General features: G+C 65.3%; 18 protein-coding genes. 11 read left to right on the forward strand and 7 right to left on the reverse strand.

From position 1 onward, the window contains the following. Nucleotides 1–182: 182 nt before the first annotated feature. Nucleotides 183–620 carry a Fur family transcriptional regulator gene (locus tag L1277_RS08945; protein ID WP_253376032.1) on the forward strand — a complete coding sequence of 146 codons (438 nt, stop codon included), beginning with the start codon at nucleotides 183–185 and terminating at the stop codon, nucleotides 618–620. Nucleotides 621–698: 78 nt separating this feature from the next. Next, nucleotides 699–2,165 (forward strand): catalase, encoded by a 1,467-nt coding sequence (locus tag L1277_RS08950; protein WP_253376033.1) that lies wholly within the window; start codon nucleotides 699–701, stop codon nucleotides 2,163–2,165. Nucleotides 2,166–2,228: 63 nt separating this feature from the next. On the opposite strand, the gene L1277_RS08955 is transcribed toward L1277_RS08950, so the two are convergent. From L1277_RS08955 to L1277_RS08975, 5 genes are read right to left on the reverse strand one after another with little or no spacing between them, the layout of a single operon-like run. Further along, nucleotides 2,229–3,536 carry a DUF58 domain-containing protein gene (locus tag L1277_RS08955; RefSeq protein WP_253376034.1) on the reverse strand — a complete coding sequence of 436 codons (1,308 nt, stop codon included), beginning with the start codon at nucleotides 3,534–3,536 and terminating at the stop codon, nucleotides 2,229–2,231. Then, on the reverse strand, nucleotides 3,537–4,688 hold the full coding sequence (locus tag L1277_RS08960) for a MoxR family ATPase (protein WP_253376035.1): 1,152 nt from the start codon (nucleotides 4,686–4,688) through the stop codon (nucleotides 3,537–3,539). A gap of 57 nt (nucleotides 4,689–4,745) precedes the next feature. Continuing rightward, complete coding sequence (locus L1277_RS08965; RefSeq protein WP_253376036.1) at nucleotides 4,746–5,990, reverse strand: DUF4350 domain-containing protein; 1,245 nt, start codon at nucleotides 5,988–5,990, stop codon at nucleotides 4,746–4,748. Continuing rightward, the gene (locus tag L1277_RS15790) at nucleotides 5,987–6,625 is read right to left on the reverse strand and encodes a DUF4129 domain-containing protein (protein WP_253376037.1); all 639 of its coding nucleotides are present in this window, start codon (nucleotides 6,623–6,625) and stop codon (nucleotides 5,987–5,989) included. The genes L1277_RS08965 and L1277_RS15790 overlap by 4 nt, the downstream gene beginning before the upstream one ends. 44 nt (nucleotides 6,626–6,669) lie before the next feature. Then, on the reverse strand, nucleotides 6,670–8,040 hold the full coding sequence (locus tag L1277_RS08975; RefSeq protein ID WP_253376038.1) for a hypothetical protein: 1,371 nt from the start codon (nucleotides 8,038–8,040) through the stop codon (nucleotides 6,670–6,672). A gap of 194 nt (nucleotides 8,041–8,234) precedes the next feature. On the opposite strand from L1277_RS08975, the gene mtrA reads away from it, so the two are divergent. The 6 genes from mtrA to secA all read left to right on the forward strand — a co-directional run bounded on the left by mtrA (nucleotide 8,235) and on the right by secA (nucleotide 16,916). Then, complete coding sequence (gene mtrA / locus L1277_RS08980) at nucleotides 8,235–8,921, forward strand: MtrAB system response regulator MtrA (protein ID WP_253376039.1); 687 nt, start codon at nucleotides 8,235–8,237, stop codon at nucleotides 8,919–8,921. 9 nt (nucleotides 8,922–8,930) lie between these two features. Continuing rightward, the gene (gene mtrB, locus L1277_RS08985) at nucleotides 8,931–10,631 is read left to right on the forward strand and encodes an MtrAB system histidine kinase MtrB (RefSeq protein ID WP_253376040.1); all 1,701 of its coding nucleotides are present in this window, start codon (nucleotides 8,931–8,933) and stop codon (nucleotides 10,629–10,631) included. Then, nucleotides 10,628–12,322, forward strand: a complete 1,695-nt coding sequence (locus tag L1277_RS08990; RefSeq protein WP_253376041.1) for a GerMN domain-containing protein — start codon at nucleotides 10,628–10,630, stop codon at nucleotides 12,320–12,322. The genes mtrB and L1277_RS08990 overlap by 4 nt, the downstream gene beginning before the upstream one ends. Nucleotides 12,323–12,408: 86 nt before the next feature. Continuing rightward, nucleotides 12,409–13,107 (forward strand): ComF family protein, encoded by a 699-nt coding sequence (locus L1277_RS08995; RefSeq protein ID WP_253376042.1) that lies wholly within the window; start codon nucleotides 12,409–12,411, stop codon nucleotides 13,105–13,107. Between the two features lie 111 nt (nucleotides 13,108–13,218). Then, a complete protein-coding gene (gene hpf, locus L1277_RS09000) occupies nucleotides 13,219–13,884 on the forward strand; it encodes a ribosome hibernation-promoting factor, HPF/YfiA family (protein WP_253376043.1) in 666 nt (221 codons plus the stop codon). Between the two features lie 224 nt (nucleotides 13,885–14,108). Further along, nucleotides 14,109–16,916 carry a preprotein translocase subunit SecA gene (gene secA, locus L1277_RS09005; RefSeq protein WP_253376044.1) on the forward strand — a complete coding sequence of 936 codons (2,808 nt, stop codon included), beginning with the start codon at nucleotides 14,109–14,111 and terminating at the stop codon, nucleotides 16,914–16,916. Between the two features lie 49 nt (nucleotides 16,917–16,965). Here the strand turns inward: secA and L1277_RS09010 are convergent, their stop codons facing one another. Then, entirely contained in the window at nucleotides 16,966–17,478 is a 513-nt protein-coding gene (locus L1277_RS09010; RefSeq protein WP_253376045.1) for an Rv3235 family protein, read from the reverse strand. A gap of 281 nt (nucleotides 17,479–17,759) precedes the next feature. Here L1277_RS09010 and L1277_RS09015 point away from each other — a divergent pair, with 281 nt between their 5' ends. Then, entirely contained in the window at nucleotides 17,760–18,368 is a 609-nt protein-coding gene (locus L1277_RS09015; RefSeq protein WP_253376046.1) for a hypothetical protein, read from the forward strand. Between the two features lie 3 nt (nucleotides 18,369–18,371). On the opposite strand, the gene L1277_RS09020 is transcribed toward L1277_RS09015, so the two are convergent. Continuing rightward, complete coding sequence (locus L1277_RS09020; protein ID WP_253376047.1) at nucleotides 18,372–18,659, reverse strand: helix-turn-helix domain-containing protein; 288 nt, start codon at nucleotides 18,657–18,659, stop codon at nucleotides 18,372–18,374. Nucleotides 18,660–18,787: 128 nt separating this feature from the next. On the opposite strand from L1277_RS09020, the gene L1277_RS09025 reads away from it, so the two are divergent. Together L1277_RS09025 and L1277_RS09030 are read left to right on the forward strand one after the other, a co-directional pair. Then, the gene (locus tag L1277_RS09025) at nucleotides 18,788–19,414 is read left to right on the forward strand and encodes a hypothetical protein (protein ID WP_253376048.1); all 627 of its coding nucleotides are present in this window, start codon (nucleotides 18,788–18,790) and stop codon (nucleotides 19,412–19,414) included. A gap of 5 nt (nucleotides 19,415–19,419) precedes the next feature. Then, nucleotides 19,420–20,655, forward strand: a complete 1,236-nt coding sequence (locus tag L1277_RS09030; protein WP_253376049.1) for a regulator — start codon at nucleotides 19,420–19,422, stop codon at nucleotides 20,653–20,655. Nucleotides 20,656–20,726: the final 71 nt, after the last annotated feature.

Consider the following 20,726-nt stretch of genomic DNA (forward strand, 5'->3'; position numbering starts at 1 on the left):
GCGAAGGCATGCTGGCGCGATGACCGGTGTTCGCCGGCCACGCCGATGCAGCAGAGGGTACATCCGATCAGGGCGTGGTCAGCGGTTCGTGAAGGAGAAGGCATCCGGCTGCCGCCGGGAGATGGCCGAACGTGTACTCGCCTCAGTTTTGAATGAATCAAAATAAGCGCTAGGCTGGAGTTATGCCACACACCGAGACCAGCCCTGAGCGCGATCTACTGCGCTCTGCGGGTCTCCGTGCGACGGACCCGCGGATCGAGACGCTGCGCGCTCTCGAGACGCACCCGCACGCGGATGCCCAGGAAGTGTTCGACGCGGTGTCGTCCGTGCTGCCGGACACCTCGCTTCAGGCGATCTATGGCGTGCTGAGTGCGTTAACCGATACCGGCTTGGTGCGTCGCATCGAACCGGCCGGCTCTCCCGCGCGGTATGAATTGCGGGTCGGTGATAACCACCACCACATCGTCTGCTCGAAGTGCGGAGCGATTGGTGACGTGGATTGTGCGGTTGGTCACGCTCCGTGCCTGACGCCATCGACAACATCCGGATTCACACTCACAACGGCCGAAGTGACCTACTGGGGGTTGTGCCCGGACTGCGCCGCAGCCCCGCTCACCTAGCCCTCCATTCTTTCGCTTGCGACCACACGTGTGGCCGCCAGCTGCCCCCTGCCCCGCTCGGAAACACCAAGGAGATACATGTCCGACACCTCGTACACCACCACAAACACCGGCACACCGGTCGCAGCTGACTCCCAGTCGCTCACCGTCGGTGCCGATGGCGCCATTCCCCTGATCGACAGTTACCTCACCGAAAAGCTTGCTCACTTCAACCGTGAGCGTGTGCCGGAGCGGGTTGTCCACGCCAAGGGCGGTGGAGCATTTGGTGTCTTCGAGACCACCGAGGACGTGTCGCAGTACACCCGTGCCGCTCTCTTCCAGCAGGGCACGACCACCGAGATGCTCGCTCGCTTCTCGACGGTTGCCGGTGAGCAGGGTTCTCCAGACACCTGGCGCGACCCCCGCGGTTTCGCGCTGAAGTTCTACACGTCAGAGGGCAACTACGACCTCGTCGGAAACAACACCCCGGTTTTCTTCATCCGTGACGGGATCAAGTTCCCCGACTTTATCCACTCGCAAAAGCGCCTTCCGGGCTCGAACCTGCGCAACAACGACATGCAGTGGGACTTCTGGAGCCAGTCTCCGGAGAGCGCACACCAGGTCACCTGGCTGATGGGCGACCGCGGACTTCCGGCGTCGTGGCGTCACATGGACGGCTTCGGTTCACACACCTACCAGTGGATCAACGCTGCTGGTGAGCGCTTCTGGGTCAAGTACCACTTCAAGACCAACCAGGGCATCGCCGTGCTGAGCGCAGACCAGGCCACTGAGATCGCCGGCCAGGATGCTGACTACCACCAGCACGACCTGTACACGAACATCGCCGAAGGCAACTTCCCCACCTGGACCCTGTCGGTCCAGGTCATGCCGTACGAGGACGCCAAGACCTACCGGTTCAACCCGTTCGACGTCACCAAGGTCTGGCCGCACGCCGACTACCCGCTGATCAAGGTCGGCACCATGACGCTCAACAAGAACGCCGAGAACTACTTTGCCCAGATCGAGCAGGCCACGTTCTCGCCGGCGAACTTCGTTCCCGGAATCGCGGCAAGCCCCGACCGCATGCTTCAGGCTCGGATTTTCTCCTACGCAGACGCCCAGCGTTACCGCGTCGGTGTGAACCACGCCCAGCTGCCGGTCAACGCCGCGAAGACCCAGGTCAACACCTACTCGAAGGACGGCGCTGCGCGCTTCGACTTCCGGCCGGCTGACCGCCCGGTGTACGCCCCGAACTCCTTCGGTGGACCGCACGCTGACCCGGCACGCGCTGCTGAGTCGACCGGTTGGCAGAACGACGGTGAGCTGCTGCACACCTCAGCCACCCTGCACCCCGAGGATGACGACTTTGGTCAGGCCGGCACGCTCTACCGCGACGTCATGGACGACGCGGCCAAGGCACGCCTGCTCGCGCAGATCACCGGGCACGTTGGTGCTGTGCAGAACGCTGAGATCCGGGCGCGGGCTATCGCGTACTGGTCCAACGTCGACATCGAGCTCGGCTCGAAGCTCGGCGCCGCACTCGCTGCAACCGCTGTCGCGGTCTAACCACCGCTGACAGTCCCAGGCCCGGTTCCGCACTCGCGGGGCCGGGCCTGTCTCGTGTGCGGGTTACAACCGCCCGGCCGCCTTGAGGGCGATGTAGCTGTCGGCCAGTGCGGGCGGCAGCTCTTCGGGAGACCCGGTGACCACCTCGGCGCCGAGCTGTCGCACGGCTGCTGACACCCGGGCCTGGTCGAGCAGCGCGCGTTCCGCGGCGGCCGCCAGGTAGACCTCCTCGCGGTTGCCGCGTGTGCGACTGGCCTCAAGCGCGAATGGATCGGTGACGGATGCCACGACTACCGTGTGGCGGGACGTCAATTGCGGCAGGACAGACAGCAGGCCGGTGGACGCTCCCGGTGCGTCGATCGAGGTGAGCAGCACAACCAGCGAGTGCTGGGTGGTGATGTTACGCACCTGGCCGGGCACAGCGGCCCAGTCCATTTCAATCAGCTCCGGATCAATGCCAGCCATCGAATCGACGAGCTTCGCCAGCAGATCGGCACCGGTCGCACCCTGCACACGGCCGCGGACCCGCCGGTCGTATGCGACAAAGTCGACCCGGTCGCCAGCGCGGGTGGCCAGGGCGGCGAGCAGAAGCGACGCCTCAAACGCTGTGTCGATGCGCGGCTCGTCGGCGACGCGAGCGGCCGAGGTGCGGCCCGTGTCGAGAACGATGACCACCCGGCGGTCGCGTTCCGGCCGCCAGGTGCGCACAACGACGTCGCGACGGCGTGCGGTGGCACGCCAGTCAATCGAGCGCACGTCATCACCGCGCACGTATTCGCGTAGCGAGTCGAACTCCGTTCCCTGCCCGCGCACCATGACGCTCGTTGCGCCGTCGAGCTCACGCAACCGGGCAAGGCGCGACGGCAAGTGCTTGCGGGCGTGAAACGGCGGAAGCACGCGGAGCTGGCCGGGGGAGCGCAGGGTGGCCTGGCGTGAGCAGAGCCCGAGCGGCCCGCTCGAGCGGACGGTGACGTGCTCGACCCGTCGTTCGCCGCGGCGGAACGGCGTGAGCTCAACGGGGACGACGCGCCGTTCGCGGGCGGGAATGGTGACCCTGCTGCGGTTCGTAGCTGGTCCTGCTGACGGCTGCCAGGCATCCCGAACCACACCTCGAAGGGTGCGCGATCCGCGGTTCGTCAGGTACAACTCGCTCGTGACGGTCTCGCCGAGACGGGTACGGGCAGGGATCGAGCGCGCGGTGCCGAGTTGCCGGGGTGATGCCGCGAGGGAGAGGTCGAGCACCCCGAGGAGCACGCAAAAGACCAGCCACAGGCCCAGCACAACGCCCGGTTCGCCGGTGATCGAGCCGAGCACGATGACCGGGACGACACCGAAGGCGACGAGCGCGACGAATCTCCCCGAGACGGTCATCTAGATCGGCACCTGCACCGAGCTGAGAATAGACCGGAGGATGGCGTCGGAGGCGATGCCCTCGAGCTCGGCCTCCGGACGCAGCTGCAGCCGGTGCCGCCAGACCGGGAGAACCATGGCCTGAACGTGGTCGGGGGTGACGGAGGGATAACCGCTGAGCCAGGCCCAGGCCTTTGCTGCGGCGAGAAGTGCGGTGGTTCCGCGGGGGCTCACGCCCATCCGGACGCTCGGGCTGTGCCGGGTCGCGCGGGCCAGGTCGACGATGTAGCTGAGCACATCGGTGGAGACGCCCGTCGTTGCGGCCGCGCGCTGGGCATCGGCGAGGTCGTCGGCGCCGAGCACAGCGGTAACGCCGGCTCCGGCGAGGTCACGCGGATTGAACCCGGCGGCGTGGCGGCGAAGCACCTCCACCTCGAGTTCGCGTTCGGGAACGTCGAGAACGAGCTTGAGCAGGAACCGGTCCAGTTGAGCCTCGGGCAGCGTGTATGTGCCCTCGTATTCGATCGGGTTCATGGTTGCGGCGACCATGAACGGCGTCGGCAGGGGCTGGGTGACGCCATCGACGCTGACCTGTCGTTCTTCCATCGACTCGAGCAGCGACGACTGCGTCTTCGGTGGGGTGCGGTTGATCTCGTCGGCCAGGAGGATGTTGGTGAACACCGGCCCACGGCGGAACTCGAACTCGCCGGACTTCGCGTCGTAGATCAGCGAACCCGTCACGTCACCGGGCATGAGGTCCGGTGTGAACTGCACGCGCTTGGTATCGAGGTCGAGCGCCGAGCTCAGGGTGCGGACGAGGAGGGTCTTGGCCACTCCGGGAACACCCTCAAGCAGCACGTGGCCCTTCGCAAGCAGGGCAATGATGAGCCCAGTGACCGCCGGCTCCTGCCCGACAACACTCTTCGCCACCTCGCGGCGCACCTGCGACAGCTTCTCCCGGAGCTCCTGGACCCGGGCCGACTCGGTCGGCTGAGCTTGGTGCTGGGGAGCCTGCTGATGTTGCTGCTGGGCCTGGGCCTGCTGGGCCGGCCGTGCGCGACGCATCGGCTCCTGCTGCGGCGCGTCGCCGACGAGAGCATACGGGTTCGGCGGCACCGGGCTCTGCTGCGGAGCCTCGCGGTGTCCGTCGGACGGCTGCTGCGGTGATGTCATCGGGTTCTGCTTCCGGTTCGGTGGGCGGGATGGGTCGGCGCGACTATCGATTCCACGTTACGACGGCCGGCTCGGCGGGCGCGGGTCAACGGCAGCCGCCGTGTCGCGTTCGAGTTCGGCCAGGGCGTCGGAGAGCGATACGACGTCGCGTTCTGACTCGGGAATGGTGTCGACCAGGATGCCGCGAATGTCTTCCCGCGGACGTCCAAGGGCGGCTGCGCAGGCATCCGTCACCTCATAGACCGTCGCGGTTCTCGGGAGTCCCAGCGTGCGGCCCAACCGGCCGAGCGCGCCGATGCGCAGGGCGTCGACGGCACGTGTACGTGCGGAGATGCGCTGGTAGAGCCGGGCGCGACCCTCGAGGGTCTCACCGGCGGGCACGGTGACCGGCAGGTCTTCGGCGACGAGCGGACCGAAGCGACGACCGCGCCAGAACATCGCGACGAGCACGGTGATCCCGAGCAGCGACGTCGTGGGCACGAGCCAGATCGGGGTGAGCTGGGCAATATCGGGCGGGCCCGTCGACTCCACGTCGGCGAGGGTCGGCAGGTACCAGAGGAGGCGATCGGTCTCACCGAGCACGCCCAGCGCGAACGCCGCGTTTCCGTGCCGGATGACCGAGTCATTGCTCACCACGTCGGCGGGCCCAACCAGGGTCAGGTCGCCGTCGCCGGTTGACAGCTGAACGACGGCAAAACGATCGGAGTCCGCGGGAAAGCAGCCCGTGGCATCCGTTGTGGGATCGAATCGGAACGTCGGACCGGGGCTCAGTGTTTCTGCACGTTCGGCGGCAGGAAGATCACACTCGGCCGAGAGGGCGTCGTCGTTGTCGGACGCTCCGGCCGCGAACACTCCGCTCGCGACGGACTGCAGCTGGCCGAAGGTCGGACCGAAGAGCACCGTCGATCCGGCCGCGTCGACGAGCTCGGTGAGCCTTTCATCGGTGAGATACCCGGCCGGGTCGTAGAGCGCGAGCGTTGTGCCAGACCGGCGCGCCTCGGCCAGCGCGTCGTCATAGCCGTCGGGCAGAATGACGTCGACGCCCTGCGCGCGTAACACCTCGGCCGTCGCCTTCGCGCCGGTCGGTGCCGGGTTGGCGGGGTCAAGCTCAGCGCCGTCGGTCGATCCGCCGCGCGTGAGCAGCAGCGTGGCCACAACGACGATCACCGCCACGACGGCGACTCCCAGCCAGAACACCGCCCGACGCGCAACGGTTCGCGCACGCGGCGTTGTGACGTCATTCTCGCCAGCGTTCACGAAAGCGTATGCGTCGGCGCGCGTCGGCAGCTTCGTCGCGGTCATGACACCGGTTCCGTTTCGACCGGCTCGAATTGCGCGGGTGTGCGGCCCGAGAGATCGGCATCCACGGCGCGCAGTGCCTCGTAGTCGGCAGCGGTGCCGTCGGCGCCGAGGTAGCGCAGCTCGTCAAACGTGCGAGCGGCTGCGCTGAGCCGGTCACGGAACTCGGGGAACGCGTCTGCCGCGCGGCCGGCGAAGTCGTGTGCCGTTGTGCCGGGGGAGACGAAGACGATGGTGCGTTCGGTCAGGGTGCGGGCAATCGCGCGGAACCGGTCGAGGGTTGCGTTCGTCCAGTCACCGTTCGCGGCGAACCGTTCGGACGCGCGACGCAGTTCATCGGCGGTGCGAGTGTCCGTCTCGCCGAACAGGCCGGTCGCCGCGCGGCTGCGGCGGTTGAGCCGTGGCACGCCCCAGACCACGAGCGCCACGACGAGCGCGAGCACGATCGCGAGAACAATCGCAATCGGAACCCAGTCGGTTGGCACCGACTCGCCGGGCTGGAACAGTCGCCCGAGCCAGTCGAAGAAGGCCTGGCTGAGCCGGTCGAAGAGGCTCGGCTGAGCGGCCGCATACTCGGGTTTCGACAGCTCGTCGATCAGCCAGTCGCGGGCGTCGGGCGCCGTCGGGTCCACCGGCACATCGAACGACGCTCCGCCATCCAGCAGCGAAACTCCTCTTCCGGCTAGGCCCACGGCGAACCGGAACCCGGCTGCACACCGGGCACTGTCGGTGCGGCGGACCGAGACGCCGCCGGAATGAGGTAGGGATCTTCGACCGACGGGCTGCCCGATTGCCTGGCCTCGACGAACCGAATGAGCTCGAGGTCAAGCCCTTCCTTGCGCATGCGCAAGTCGACGTAGATCAGGGCGATGGCGGCGGACGACACGACGGACGTGATCGAGCCGACGAGGAGTGACAGGACGATCATGACCACGTAGAGCACGATCGGTCCCACCCAGCTCTCCGCGGTCGTGCCGGTCGGGTCGATGGCGGAGACGGCCATGGCGTAGAAGATGCTGATCGGGGTGAGCACGATTTGCGACACCGTTCCGACGATGAAGGCGATGAGGTACTGCACACCGAGCGTGCGCCAGAAGTAGCCATCGGTGAGTCGCCACGAGCGCCGAATCGCGACGCCCATCGACGCACGTTCCAGAACGATGATGCTCGGAACGATCGACAGCTTGATGCTCAGCCAGACCCCGACAACCACGAGGGCGATCGCGGCCACGATGGCGAGAATGATCCCGGCCGCGACGAACCCGCCGCCGAGTACAACGAGCAGCCAGACGATGCCGACAACGGCGCCGAGCACGATGAGGAAGGCGAGCGACGCGACGAGCACCCAGAGCAGCAGCTGGCCGAGCCGCGGCCAGGTGACTTTCCAGACCGTCTTCAGTGTCAGCTTCTCGCCGAGCGTTGCCCGGGCGACCTCGGTGACAATGACACCCTGTAGGAAGACCGTGCCGACGAGAGTAATGAGGACCGGGACGAGTGCGCCGATGAGAATGCCCGCGATTCCGCCGGCTTCGATCGCTTCCTGGTCTTCGGGTGAGGCCGCATCGATTCGGGCCACGAAGAAGAAGGTGATGGCTCCGATGATCAGCAGGCTGATCACCACGGTGATTGCCTGAACGAGGAGAGCGCTGCCGAAGGTCGCCTTCGGATTGCGCTTCAGGGCGAGGAAAGGCGCACCGAGCAGCGTGCCGAATCCCAGCGGGCGAAGGGGGACGAGCCCCGGTTTGGGGGGAGGCGTCCATCCGGGCTGGCTGAACTGTGGCGCACCGTAGGGCTGCTGGCCCCACGGGTTCTGACCGTACGGTGCCTGTTGGCCGGGAACCTGGCCATACGGATTCTGGCCGTACGGATTCTGGCCGTACGGGTTGCCGGTCGGCGCGGGGGCACCCTGGGCATATTGGGGCGGCTGGGAGGCAGGCGGTTGCTGGCCATACGGCGGTTGTGTGGGCGGCGTTGGCGGGGGTGACACGCGCTCGCCATAGCGGGGTGGCTCCTCAGCCTGCCCCGGTGCCTGCCAGTTCTGGTCGTGAGTCACTCAACGGCCCCCTCGTAGCGAAAATGTGCCTCCGATCATCGTGGCATATCTAGCTCGCGCGCACCTCAGATCGGGCGCAACGGGTGTGGAAAAGGGGCGCCAATCAGAAAGTCCCCGGCTGGAGCCAGTAATCTGTTCGAGAGTACCGAGCGACCGGACATTACCCACTGGTCGAAGAAACGAGAACGAGGCGTATGAACGCACGGATCCTGGTGGTCGACGACGACACAGCACTGGCCGAAATGATCGGCATCGTGTTGCGAACCGAAGGCTTCGAGCCGCACTTCTGCGCCGACGGGTCCGGGGCCGTCGACGCGTTCCACGAGGTCAAACCCGACCTCGTCCTGCTTGACCTCATGCTTCCCGGTATCGACGGCATCGAGGTGTGCACCCGCATTCGCTCAGAGTCGGGCGTTCCTATCATCATGCTGACCGCGAAGACCGACACCGCCGACGTTGTCAAGGGTCTCGAGTCCGGCGCCGACGACTACATGGTCAAGCCGTTCAACCCCAAGGAACTCGTCGCACGGATCCGCACCCGGCTGCGACCGGCGCCGCAGCAGGCCCAGGACGTCCTGCAGATCGGTGACCTCGTTCTCGATGTCGCCGGCCACGAGGTGCGGCGTGGCGACACTCCGATCAACCTCACGCCGCTTGAGTTTGACCTTCTGCTCACCCTGGCCTCGAAGCCGGCCCAGGTGTTCACCCGCGAAATGCTGCTTGAGCAGGTGTGGGGTTATCACTACAAGGCAGACACCCGCCTCGTGAACGTGCACGTCCAGCGGCTCCGTGCCAAGGTTGAGTTCGATCCAGACAACCCGCGCATTGTCATGACGGTTCGCGGTGTCGGCTATCGCGCCGGCACCGGCGTCGCCGCCTAGAAGTACGTCATGGTGTTCAGCCGGGAGTCGAACGCGTCGAGCCCGAGCGGCTCCGGCGCCAGCGCGGGAATCTCCGGTGCCCGTCTCGCCAACTGGCGGACCTGGCCGGCCCGCGCTGCACGGTCCTGGCGGAGGTCGCTCCAGTTCCGTACGGTCACCGTGACGCTCGGGTTGTCGCTCGCCGCCGTGTTGATTTCGAGCGTATACATGGCGCTCTCGATCGGTAACGACCTCTTCACGTCCCGTGTGGAACAGGTGCAGCAGGACTCGTTCCGCGCCACCTCGTCAGCGCAGAACATCCTCGACTCGTCGAGCGACCAGGACCGCGCCGGTATCCAGGAACTGATGAGCGCCGCGCGTACCGAGATCGCCCGCGCCTCCAGCTCCACGCTCATCGCCGGCTACCGGTCGCCCGGTCAGCAGCCCAGCGCCGTTGCTCCCCAGGACTTTGAGAGCCCGCTGCTCAACGGGGTCATCAGTGATGGTCTGCGCGCCAGTGTGCAGAAGAACCCCGACGAGCAGTGGTGGCAGTCTGTTGCGCTGCCCGCATCCAACGGCGGAACGAACCCCGGCATCATCGTCGGCACGGAGATCACCCTGCCGGAAGGCAGTCGCTACGAAATTTACATCGGCTACAACCTGAGCGACACCGAAGAAACGCTGCTCTTCGTTCAGCGCACGCTCGTAATTGGCGGATTGACGCTGCTGATTTTGCTGGCGAGTGTCGCGTGGGTGGTTGTGCGACTCGTCGCCAACCCGATTCGCGTGGCCGCTGAAACCAGCCAGCGGCTGGCATCCGGCGACCTTGAAGTTCGAATTCCTGAAAAAGGAGAAGACGAACTGGCCACGCTCGCGCAATCGTTCAACGGTATGGCCGACAGCATGCAGAAGCAGATCAAGGAACTGGCCGACCTGTCGCAGGTGCAGCAGCGCTTTGTGTCTGACGTCTCGCACGAGCTGCGCACCCCGCTGACCACGATCCGGCTGGCCGGCGACGTGCTCTATGACCAGCGCGACAGCTACCCACCGGCCATGGCGCGCACCACCGAGCTGCTGCACACGCAGACCCAGCGGTTCGAAATACTGCTCGCCGACCTGCTCGAAATCTCGCGTTACGACGCGGGGTCGGTGCAGCTCGAGATCGAACCGACGAGCCTGGTGCACCTGGCCGAAGACTCGATCGAGGGGGTAGCGGCGCTCGCCGAGCAGAAGGGCTCCGAAATTCGGCTGGTCGCCCCTGGCGGATACTCGCCGGTCGAGGTCGACCCCCGACGGATTCGACGGGTGGTGCGCAACCTTCTCGGGAACGCCATCGAGCACGGCGAGGGTCGGCCCATTGTCGTCACTGTCGACAGCAACGAGCGCGCCGTCGCCCTGACCGTTCGCGACTACGGGCTCGGCATGACCGAGGCTGACTCCGAGCGGGTGTTCGACAGGTTCTGGCGCGCAGACCCGTCGCGCAAGCGCACGATCGGCGGCACCGGGCTCGGGCTTGCCATTGCCCTCGAAGACGCGCAGCTGCACGGAGGAACGCTCGACCTGTGGACCCGCGTCGGCGGCGGCACCTGCTTCCGGCTGACCCTGCCCCGCACGCTGGGCGGAGAATTCTCGGTGTCGCCGATTGACCTGCCGCCCGCAGACGCCGATGGCGCGCATCCGGCGATTGAGCGAACGGATGCCGTCCCGCCAGTGAGGAAGGAACACTCATGACCCGTAGGCGGTATCGTCGCGCTCTCGGCGCTGGCCTCGCTCTCGCCGTTGCTGCCCTGGTCACCGGGTGCGCGGGGATCCCGCAATCGGGTGCCCCGCAGATCGGGCAGGTCGTTCCGGCTGACGAGGATCCTGAAATCGAGTTCCTGGCCCAGGGGCCCGAGAAGGACGCCACCCAGGAGCAGATTCTCCGCGGGTTCATCGATGCAGCGTCCAGCCCGCGGGACGACTACGCGACGGCGCGGGAGTACCTCTCACCGGCGATCCGGTCGAGCTGGGAACCCGACGCGAGCGCACTCATCGACCAGGCCAACCAGCGCACGGTCACGGCCGTCGACGCCCTGACCATGCAGGTCAGCCTGGTGCCGGTGGCGTCGGTCGACGGGTCGGGGGAGTACTCCGAGTTCACCGACCTGCAAGCGACCACCCGCGGGTTTTCGCTCGTGCAGGTCGATGGGCAGTGGCGCATCAGCGCGGCCCCCGACGGCGTTGTGCTCGACGAGCAGAAGTTCAGTGAGGTCTTCAACCCGTACGCGTTGACGTTTTTCGACCCGTCGTGGACCCACCTGGTTCCTGATCTGCGCTGGTTCCCGTCGCGCGCGTCGACCGGCACCCAGATTGTCACCGCGCTGCTCAATGGGCCCAGCGAGTGGCTCGTCGGCGCCGTCACGTCCGCATTCCCCGAGGGGACCCAGCTCAGCCGCAATGCGGTGCCCGTTGTCAGCGACGTCGCGCAGGTCGACCTCAACAGTGAGGCGTTCGAAGCAGACGATGTCACCCTGCAACGGATGCAGGCCCAACTGTCGGCGAGCCTCACCGGGGTCTCGACGATCAACTCGGTGAGCATCGCTGTGAGCGGCAACGTGCAGGACATCCCGGCGCTATCGGTGCCGGGGACCCGGGTCGACCCGCGCCCGCTTGCGCTCACCGACGACGGGTTCGGATTCCTCAGTGGCGGCTCGGTCGAGAAGCTGCCTGGGCTGAGCCCGCAGATTGAGGCGCTGGCGGCTTCCTCGGCCGTCGTCAACTCGAGCCACTCGCTGGCAGCTGTGCTCACGGCAGACGGGGTGTATGCCGTGCGCCAGTCGCAGACCTCCGGGCTACGGGTCGACGCGCGCGTGGGGCTCATCGCTCCGTCGCTCGACCGGTTCGGTTTCATCTGGAGCGTTCCCGAGAACGAACCCGGCTCCCTCCTGGCGCTGCGCGCCGACGGTTCCCAGTCCCCGATCACGTCGAGCTGGCCCGACGCGTCGAGCATCCAGTCCATTCAGGTCTCCCGGGACGGCACCCGGCTGCTGGCCCTCGTCCGCACGGCCGGCGAGCCTCGGCTCCTCGTCGCCGGCATCACGCGCAGCGGCGACAACAACGCCCCGGTGAGCCTCGGCGACCCGCTCGTGCTCGCGGTCGGTGACGGCGCCGGACTCTCCGCCACCTGGATTGACGAGATCACCGTCGCTTCGCTGACCGGAGCCTCGGACGGCAGGGGCGAGGTCGTCACCCAGGTGATCGGTGGCGAGTCCGACCGGCTGGCCACCCTCGACGACGCGGTGCAGATCGTGGGCGGCAACACCGTCAAGCAACTGCGCGCCCTGGCCTCCGACGGCAGCGTCCGCGTCCTGCGCACCTCGGTCTGGCAGACCACAGCCACGAACGTGTCCTTCCTGGCCACCCAACTCGGCAGCCCGGGATAATCCTCCACAGCAAGGCCTGACCGACCGACCTTCCCTGGTTCCGACTCAGGGACGCGCTGGCAGGCCGGTTCGGGCACGCTCGCCTCATGGCGCTTTCCGACAGCAGATCGACCTTTCCGCAGGCCGTCAGCCGTGCCATCCGTGAGGCGATCGGCGTGCTGCTTCCGGTGGACTGCGTGGGGTGCGGAGAAACGGATGCTTCGCTCTGTGAGGACTGCAGCGCGAGCGTTCCTGACGCTCCCGCTGTTCGTACCCTCGGCAATGGGTTCCCGGTCTGGGCCGGCTCGAGCTACGACGGGGTCGTTCGCCGTGCTCTGCTGGCGCTGAAGAACGAGCAGCGGACCGATGTGGCTCCGGCGCTCGCACCGCTACTCCACGCGGCGTTCGAGCGGGCGCTCGCCGACCTGCCGATGCGAAGCGGAACGATCGCCGATTTGCAGCTTGCCACCATCCCGTCGAGCCGATCGGCGTACCGACGGCGCGGATACCGCCCCGTCGATCGAGTGGTGGTGAAAGCGGGGCTGAAAGCGCAGCATCCGCTCGCCTTAATTCGACAACCTGATGACCAGATCGGGTTGGGACTCACCGCTCGGCAGGGCAATCTCGTCGGCTCACTTCGCGCGCGGAACTGGGCCAGAGGCCGTACATTCCTCCTGGTTGACGATGTTGTGACCACCGGCGCGACCCTGCTCGAAGCCCGACGCGCACTCGCGGAAGGAGGGGCCGAGGTGGTCGGAGCGGTTGTGATAGCCGCCACGCCACGGCGCATCATAGCGAGCACGTAACCACAGAGTTTGCTGAGTGACTTATCTTCCGGGGCGGACTAGCGTTGGGGCTAAAGGCGCGAAAGGACCGCCCATGATCATGAGGCGGCCCGCCTGATCTGGGAGGTTGACGTGGAAATTAACATTGTCGGACAAGGCCTGGGACTCACCGATCGCTTTCGCGATTACGTCGAGGAAAAATCAGAAAAAGTAGCCCACCTATCGGATCGTGCCCTCGCATTTGAGGTCAAGGTCAGCCGCCACCATGACAAGAGCGGTCGAGCGGGAGACGACCGGGTCGAGCTGATGCTCGTCGGTCCCGGCCCGCTGGTTCGAGCGGAAGCGGCAGGGTCAGACAAGTACGTTGCCTTTGATTCGGCAATTGGAAAGCTGCTCGAGCAGGTGCGTCGAGCGAAGGATCGCAGAAAGGTCCTGAGGGGTAAGCGTCGAACGTCGTTGTCGACGGCCTCCGCTGATGGTTTCAGCGGCATTGATGTGCAGCCGGCCGACCGTGAAACCATTGAGCGCGTGGCGACCGGTGCCCTGGCAACGATTGACGAGAACGACGAGGAGAAGGAAGACGAGTACTCTCCCGTCGTTATCCGAGAGAAGGTATTCCCGGCCGAATTCATGACGGTCGATGAAGCGGTCGACCGGATGGAACTCGTCGGGCACCCGTTCTTCCTGTTCGTGGATGCCAAGAACGATCGTCCCAGCGTGGTGTACCGCCGGAAGGGTTGGGACTACGGAGTCATCGGCCTTGACGAAGACGCGGCGGAGTCGAAGAAGCGGGCATAGCACCCGCGCCACACGTCCGTTCGTAAAGTTCACGCGGGTGCCGGAAATTTCCGGCACCCGCGTGAATCGTTTTGGGGGTCTTTGTGGTGGGCTATCAGGGCGCTCTCACCGGACTGGACGCTAACATGGATAGCGTTATCGACTGATCGAAAGATCATCACCCGCGCACACGGCGCGGCGGCGCGAAACTCGCGTGCCCTAGAGACAAAAGTGGAGTGCAATTCGTGGCCTCAGTACTAGAGAGGGTTCTTCGCGTTGGCGAGGGCCGGATCCTCAAGAAGCTCGAGAACCTGACAAAAGCCGTCAACTCGCTCGAGCCGAACTTCGCAGAACTCACCGACGAGGAATTGCGCGACGAGACGGCGGAACTCCGGGCTCGATTCGAGAAGGGCGAAACCCTCGACGAACTGCTTCCCGAAGCTTTTGCTGCCGTTCGTGAAGCCTCCAAGCGCACCATCGGTTTGCGTCACTTCGACGTACAGATCATGGGCGGCGCGGCCCTGCACCTCGGGAACATTGCCGAGATGAAGACCGGTGAGGGTAAGACCCTTGTCGCCACGCTTCCCGCATACCTCAATGCCATCGCCGGCAAGGGTGTGCACATTGTCACGGTTAACGACTACCTGGCGAGCTACCAGTCCGAGCTCATGGGTCGCGTTTTCCGTGCGCTCGGCATGACCACCGGGGTGATCATTGCGGGACAGACTCCCGAGCAGCGACGCGAGCAGTACAACTGCGATATCACCTACGGCACGAACAACGAGTTCGGATTCGACTACCTGCGCGACAACATGGCCTGGCAGTCGAAGGACCTCGTGCAGCGCGGACACTTCTTCGCGATCGTTGACGAGGTCGACTCCATCCTCATCGACGAAGCGCGGACCCCGCTCATCATTTCCGGTCCGTCGTCAGGAGAAGCGAACCGCTGGTTCAACGAATTTGCGCGACTGGCCAAGATCCTCGTCGAAGGTGAGGACTACGAGGTTGACGAGAAGAAGCGCACCGTCGGTGTGCTCGAACCAGGTATCGAAAAGGTCGAGGACTACCTCGGTATCGACAACCTGTACGAATCAGCCAACACGCCGCTGATCTCGTTTTTGAACAACTCGCTCAAGGCGAACGCTCTGTTCAAGAAGGACAAGGACTACGTCGTCATGAACGGTGAGGTCATGATCGTCGACGAGCACACCGGTCGTATCCTCATGGGCCGCCGCTACAACGAGGGCATTCACCAGGCGATCGAAGCGAAGGAAGGCGTTCAGGTCAAGGCCGAGAACCAGACCCTCGCCACGGTGACCCTGCAGAACTACTTCCGCCTGTACTCGAAGCTGTCCGGCATGACCGGTACGGCCGAAACCGAGGCCGCTGAGTTCGTGTCGACCTACAAGCTGGGTGTTGTGCCGATCCCACCGAACAAGCCAATGCGCCGCATCGACCAGTCCGACCTCGTGTACAAGAACGAGGAGACGAAATTCGCGCAGGTCGTGGAGGACATCGCTGAGCGTCACGAGAAGGGCCAGCCGGTCCTCGTCGGAACGACGAGCGTCGAGAAGAGCGAATACCTCTCACGCCTCCTGGCGAAGAAGGGCGTTCGGCACGAAGTCCTGAACGCGAAGAACCACGCTCGCGAAGCTGCGATTGTTGCGCAGGCCGGTCGCTTGGGCTCCGTCACCGTTGCCACAAACATGGCCGGCCGTGGAACGGACATCATGCTCGGCGGGAACGCCGAGTTCCTCGCCGTGCAGGAGATGAGCGCCAAGGGTCTGAACCCCAGTGAGACGCCCGAGGAATACGAGACCGCGTGGGACGACGTCTTCGCTGCCGTGAAGGAAAAGGTCCAGGAGGAAGCCGACAAGGTTATCGACGCGGGCGGGCTCTACGTCCTTGGCACCGAACGCCACGAATCCCGTCGCATCGACAATCAGCTGCGTGGACGCTCCGGACGCCAGGGCGACCCGGGCGAGAGCCGCTTCTACTTGTCGCTGACGGACGACCTCATGCGCCTCTTCAACTCCGGAGCCGCTGAAGCTTTGATGGGCCGCGGCGGAGTACCGGACGACATGGCTATCGAATCGAAGGTCGTCAGCCGTGCAATCCGCAGCGCTCAGTCGCAGGTAGAGTCGCGAAACGCGGAGATTCGCAAGAACGTGCTCAAGTATGACGACGTGCTCAACCGTCAGCGTGAGGCGATCTATGCCGACCGCCGCCACATTCTTGAGGGCGACGACTTGCACGAGCGTACGCAGAAATTCCTGGAAGACGTTATCGACGAGGTGCTCGACGTGCACGTCGGCGAAGGTAACGGTGACGACTGGGACTTCGACGCGCTCTGGGTCGACCTGAAGACGCTCTACCCGATCAGCTTGACGATTGATGAGGTCGTTGCTGAAGCCGGTCAGAAGGGCAAAATAAACCGGGACTTTATGCGTCGCGAAATCCTCTCCGATGCCAAGCTCGCCTATGCGCGTCGTGAAGAGCAGCTCGGTTCACCTGCCATGCGTGAACTCGAACGCCGGGTTGTGCTGCAGGTTATCGACCGCCGCTGGCGTGACCACCTCTACGAGATGGACTACCTCAAGGACGGCATTGGTCTCCGCGCGATGGCGCAGCGTGACCCGCTCGTCGAGTACCAGCGCGAGGGCTACAGCATGTTCCAGCAGATGATGGGGCAGATCCGCGAGGAGTCCGTCGGCTACCTGTTCAACCTTGAGGTCGAGGTGAAGAAGGGCGCGAGCGAGGAAGTTACTTCCGTTGAAGCGAAGGGACTCACCCGGCCCGATGGCGAAGAGGAGAAGCTCAGCTACTCCGCAGCGACCGAATCTGGCGATGTCGAGGTTCGCAACCAAAAGGGGCAGATCGAGAAGGCCGCAACTGCCCGCGCCAAGCAGGCCTCAGCAGCTCGCAATGCTCCGTCCGCACCCGAGGCTCCCGATGCTCCAGCCGAGCGTGGGGCATTCGGACAGAAGGGTGCAACGGTCCCGCCCGTCGGAGGCAACCGCGCCGACCGCCGTGCACAGACCAAGAAGAAGTAGAACCAGTTGACGAACAGCCTCGGACCCCCTCGGTTCGGGGCTGTTCTCGTTAGAGCACACCGATGGACGTGGCACGCCAGCGACGGTCGACTCCTTCCAGTCGGATGGCAACAGCACGGGCTCGCGGCTTCTCGTAGACCATCACGACAGCTTCGATCACGCCGTCCCTGGGTGAGCTCGTCGTGATCCGGCCGATCACTAACACGGGACGGGTCGCAGGAATGCCCTTAATCTGTCGGGCCCTGGCGGAGATGAGCTGGCGTTTCAACAGGTGTTTGTAAACGTCCTCGCTGATCCATCGGCCCAGCTGGTCGATGTCCCGGGCTCCACGGAGCACCTCCATGACGCAGCGGGTCAAATTCTCCAACAACGGCTCCGGCGGCGGAAGCATTTCGGTTGGCGTCGATTGTCGACCGAAGAACCCGTCGGCATCGAAGGGTCCCTCGCCCGCCCGGTGTGGCTCTCCTGCCGCTGGCGCTGGGTGTTGCGCGGGATCGGGAGGACTGGGGACTGCTGGTTTCCGTGGCGTCGTAGCTGGCTCGCCCGAGAACGGAATACTCATGCGGTGGCTCCGTTGGATTGAACTGTCTGTGCACTGTTGACCAGGCACGAATACCGGTGGTTGCCGGTGAGTGGCGCCCACGGGGCAAGAACGCCAGCGGTGACAGGACGTGTGTTTCGGGTTCACGCGAGATCTGTGTCAGCGGATTCCCGTCAGAGGGAATCGATAAAAATGAAGTTGTGAGTCGTTACTCTCGCAGTGGTCGAATGGGCTGTAAACCCTCGATTCGAAATCTGTGGATAACTCATCTTTAGCTGTGTAGAACTGTGTACCATTCGAGGATGCGCTGGGACAGCCTCTTCGACGACCTCGAAAGTCAGCTTGAGCATGAGCTGCATTCCGATGAAAACGACCTGCGCGCCGAAGAGTACCGGCACCGCCTCGGTCGGTTGAGTCTGCGGGAGCGCATCGCGACTTTTAGCAGCCAGGAACGCAACAAGCGGGAGCGGGTCGCCCTCGAACTCGTCACGGGTGAAACCATTGTGGTCGTCCCGCAAACCTTCGGGCGTGACTGGTTGTCAGCTGATCTCGTGACAGCGGGAGAGCAAGCCGGCGCCGTGCTGGTGCTCATGGACGCCGTCGCGGCGGTCCTCGTTCCCAAGCCCATGGTCACCCGCAGTCTCGAGGTGCCCGAGGTGGCAGACAATGAACCCCGGCTGACCGATCGAATCGGAATCGCCTTTGCTCTCCGCGACCTGTGCCGCCGGCGCGCATTTGTCTCCGTTCATTGTGTTTCCGCGGTATCTGCCGTGCATTCCGGCACTATCGACCGCGTGGGGCGCGACCATTTCGATCTCGCCGTGCATGAAGCGGGGGTCGCCCGCCGCGAGCGCAACGTGGCGCACGAGCGGCTGGTGCCGTTCAGCCAACTGGCGTATCTCCGGCTCTGAGCATCAATCCCGCTGCGGTCGAATGATCGTCCCGCGCGCGATCTCGGGAAGACTGGCGATGTCAGACTCCTGCCACAGGCTCATTCGTCGCGCCTCTTCGTACTTCCCGGCAATGTACGCCTCGAGCTGGGCGCGTTCGATGCGCCACCGACCGGGAGCTCCGACACTAATCGCGGGAAGCTCTGCAGTGCGGATCAACTCGGTCACCTCTACAGGCGAGATGTTGAGGATGTCCGCGGCGTCGGCGACGGTCAGGAATCGTCCGACGGAGTCTGAAGAGACCGTGTCCATACGTCGATTATGAGGGTCTGTTCCGGGAACAAACGATCCTGTGGATAACTTTTTCGTGTCGTCGCGAAAATTGGCACGATGGGATCCGACGCGAACCCCGCGTCTTTGTCTGCTCGTCCGGAGGAGCCATGGACCCGTCACCCGCTTCAGCCGGCCCGCGAGTGCGACCGCGGTTCGATCCGCGCTTCGCCGTGGGCGTCGCCCTCATACTCGTGTCCATCGTGGGCGTGTGGCTCGTCGTCCAGGCCGCCGACCGATCGACACCGGTCTACCTTGCCCGCACGACCCTCAGTGTTGGCGACGTCGTGCGAGGCGGCGACCTCACGCTTGCTCACGTTCGACTCGGCGAAGTCGACACGCGGTACGTCACCGACGGCGGCATTCCCGACGACGGGCTCGTGGTCACCCGCACGGTATTGAAGGGCGAACTCGTGCCCCAGTCGGCTGTCGCGACGGATGCCACGGTCAATGTGAGTCCCTTAGTGCTGGGTTCGACCTCAACCCTGCCCGAATCGGTTGAGGCCGGTTCCCTCATTGATGTCTGGTCGGCACAGGTCCAGGAGGACGGCACCTTCGCTCCACCCGTTGTTCTCGTCGCGGGTGCCTCGGTCGTGAGAGTCATCGAGCAGCAGGGTCTCGTCGCCGCAGGGGGACAGGACGTCGAGGTGCTCGTGCCGAAAGGGAAAGTCGCGTCGGTGCTCGCTGCGCTGGCCGCCGGTGACGCCATCTCGGTTGTCCCCGCGTCGGGTCGGTGAGCGGGATGGTCGCACTCGCTCTGGCCATCGACGGGAACACCGAAGACCGGGTGCTCCCGGCGCTCATCGAGCGTGGGCACACTGTTGCCGTCCGCATCGGCGACCACGCCGACCCGATTGCCGTTCTCACGGACGCCGCAGCCACCGCCCTTCTGGTCTCGGCCGAACCCGATCGGCTCACGCACGCGCTCTTGTCCTGGTGCGACGATCACGGCATTCGGGTGGTTGCGTTCGCTGCAACCGAAGCGGCCGTCCGGAACGGGCAGGCGCTGCACCTGCGCGAAGTGCTCCCTGACGACGCTTCGATTGATGACATCGAGTCTCTCCTTCGCGGCGGCCTGCCGGAGCCGGATCCGGTGCGCTCCGGTCCCGGGCGCATCATCTCGGTGTGGGGTCCGGCGGGCGCTCCAGGGCGCACAACGCTGGCCATCACCCTCGCTACCGAATTGGCCGCGTCGGGCCGGGTGGTTGCGCTCCTCGACGCCGACACCTACGCGGCATCGATCGCTCCAGCGCTGGGCATGCTCGACGAGTCACCCGGGTTCGCTGCGGCCTGCCGACTCGCAGGGCAGGACGGCCTCAGCACGGCGGAGCTGGAGCGAGTGAGCCAGCCGTACCCGGTACGCGGGGGCGCGCTCCACGTCCTCACCGGCATCTCCCGGTCCTATCGCTGGCCCGAGCTGAGCGGAGAACGGGTTCGACGTACCCTCGACGCCTGCCGCGTTTGGGCCGATTACGTCGTCGTCGACACCGGCTTCAGTCTCGAGAATGACGAGGAAATTTCCAGCGATCTGTTCGCACCCCGGCGCAACGCCGCGACATTAGCCTGCCTCGACGCGGCAGACGAGATCTTCGCGGTCGGCGCCGCCGATCCCATCAGTCTCGCGCGGTACCTGCGGGCGCATGCCGATCTCCTCGAGCGCGCTGGCGGTGTGCCGGTCACCACGGTCATCAACAAGGTGCGCCCCGGAGCAATCGGGCTCAATCCGTCGGGGCAGGTCAAGGCAACACTGCAGCGGTTCGGCGGCATCGGCGAGCCCGTCCTTCTTCCGTACGATGAGAAGGGAACGGATGCCGCGCTGCTCGCGGGCAAATCCATCCGAGACGTCAGCCCGAAATCGCCGCTGCTCATCGCGGTGCATCGGTTGGCGCGTGACCACATCCTGCCGCCGCCTGAGCGACCGGCCTCTCGCCGGTCGCGGCGGCGGGCCACGGCACTCGCCCGCGCCACCGCGGTGTGAGACAGGGAATCCGGGTCCCTTATACACGATCGTCACACCGGCGGGAGCGCCTCAGCGGCCCGCTTAGACTG

The organism is Okibacterium sp. HSC-33S16 (assembly GCF_024171565.1).
In the GTDB taxonomy this organism is placed as follows: domain Bacteria; phylum Actinomycetota; class Actinomycetes; order Actinomycetales; family Microbacteriaceae; genus Mycetocola_A.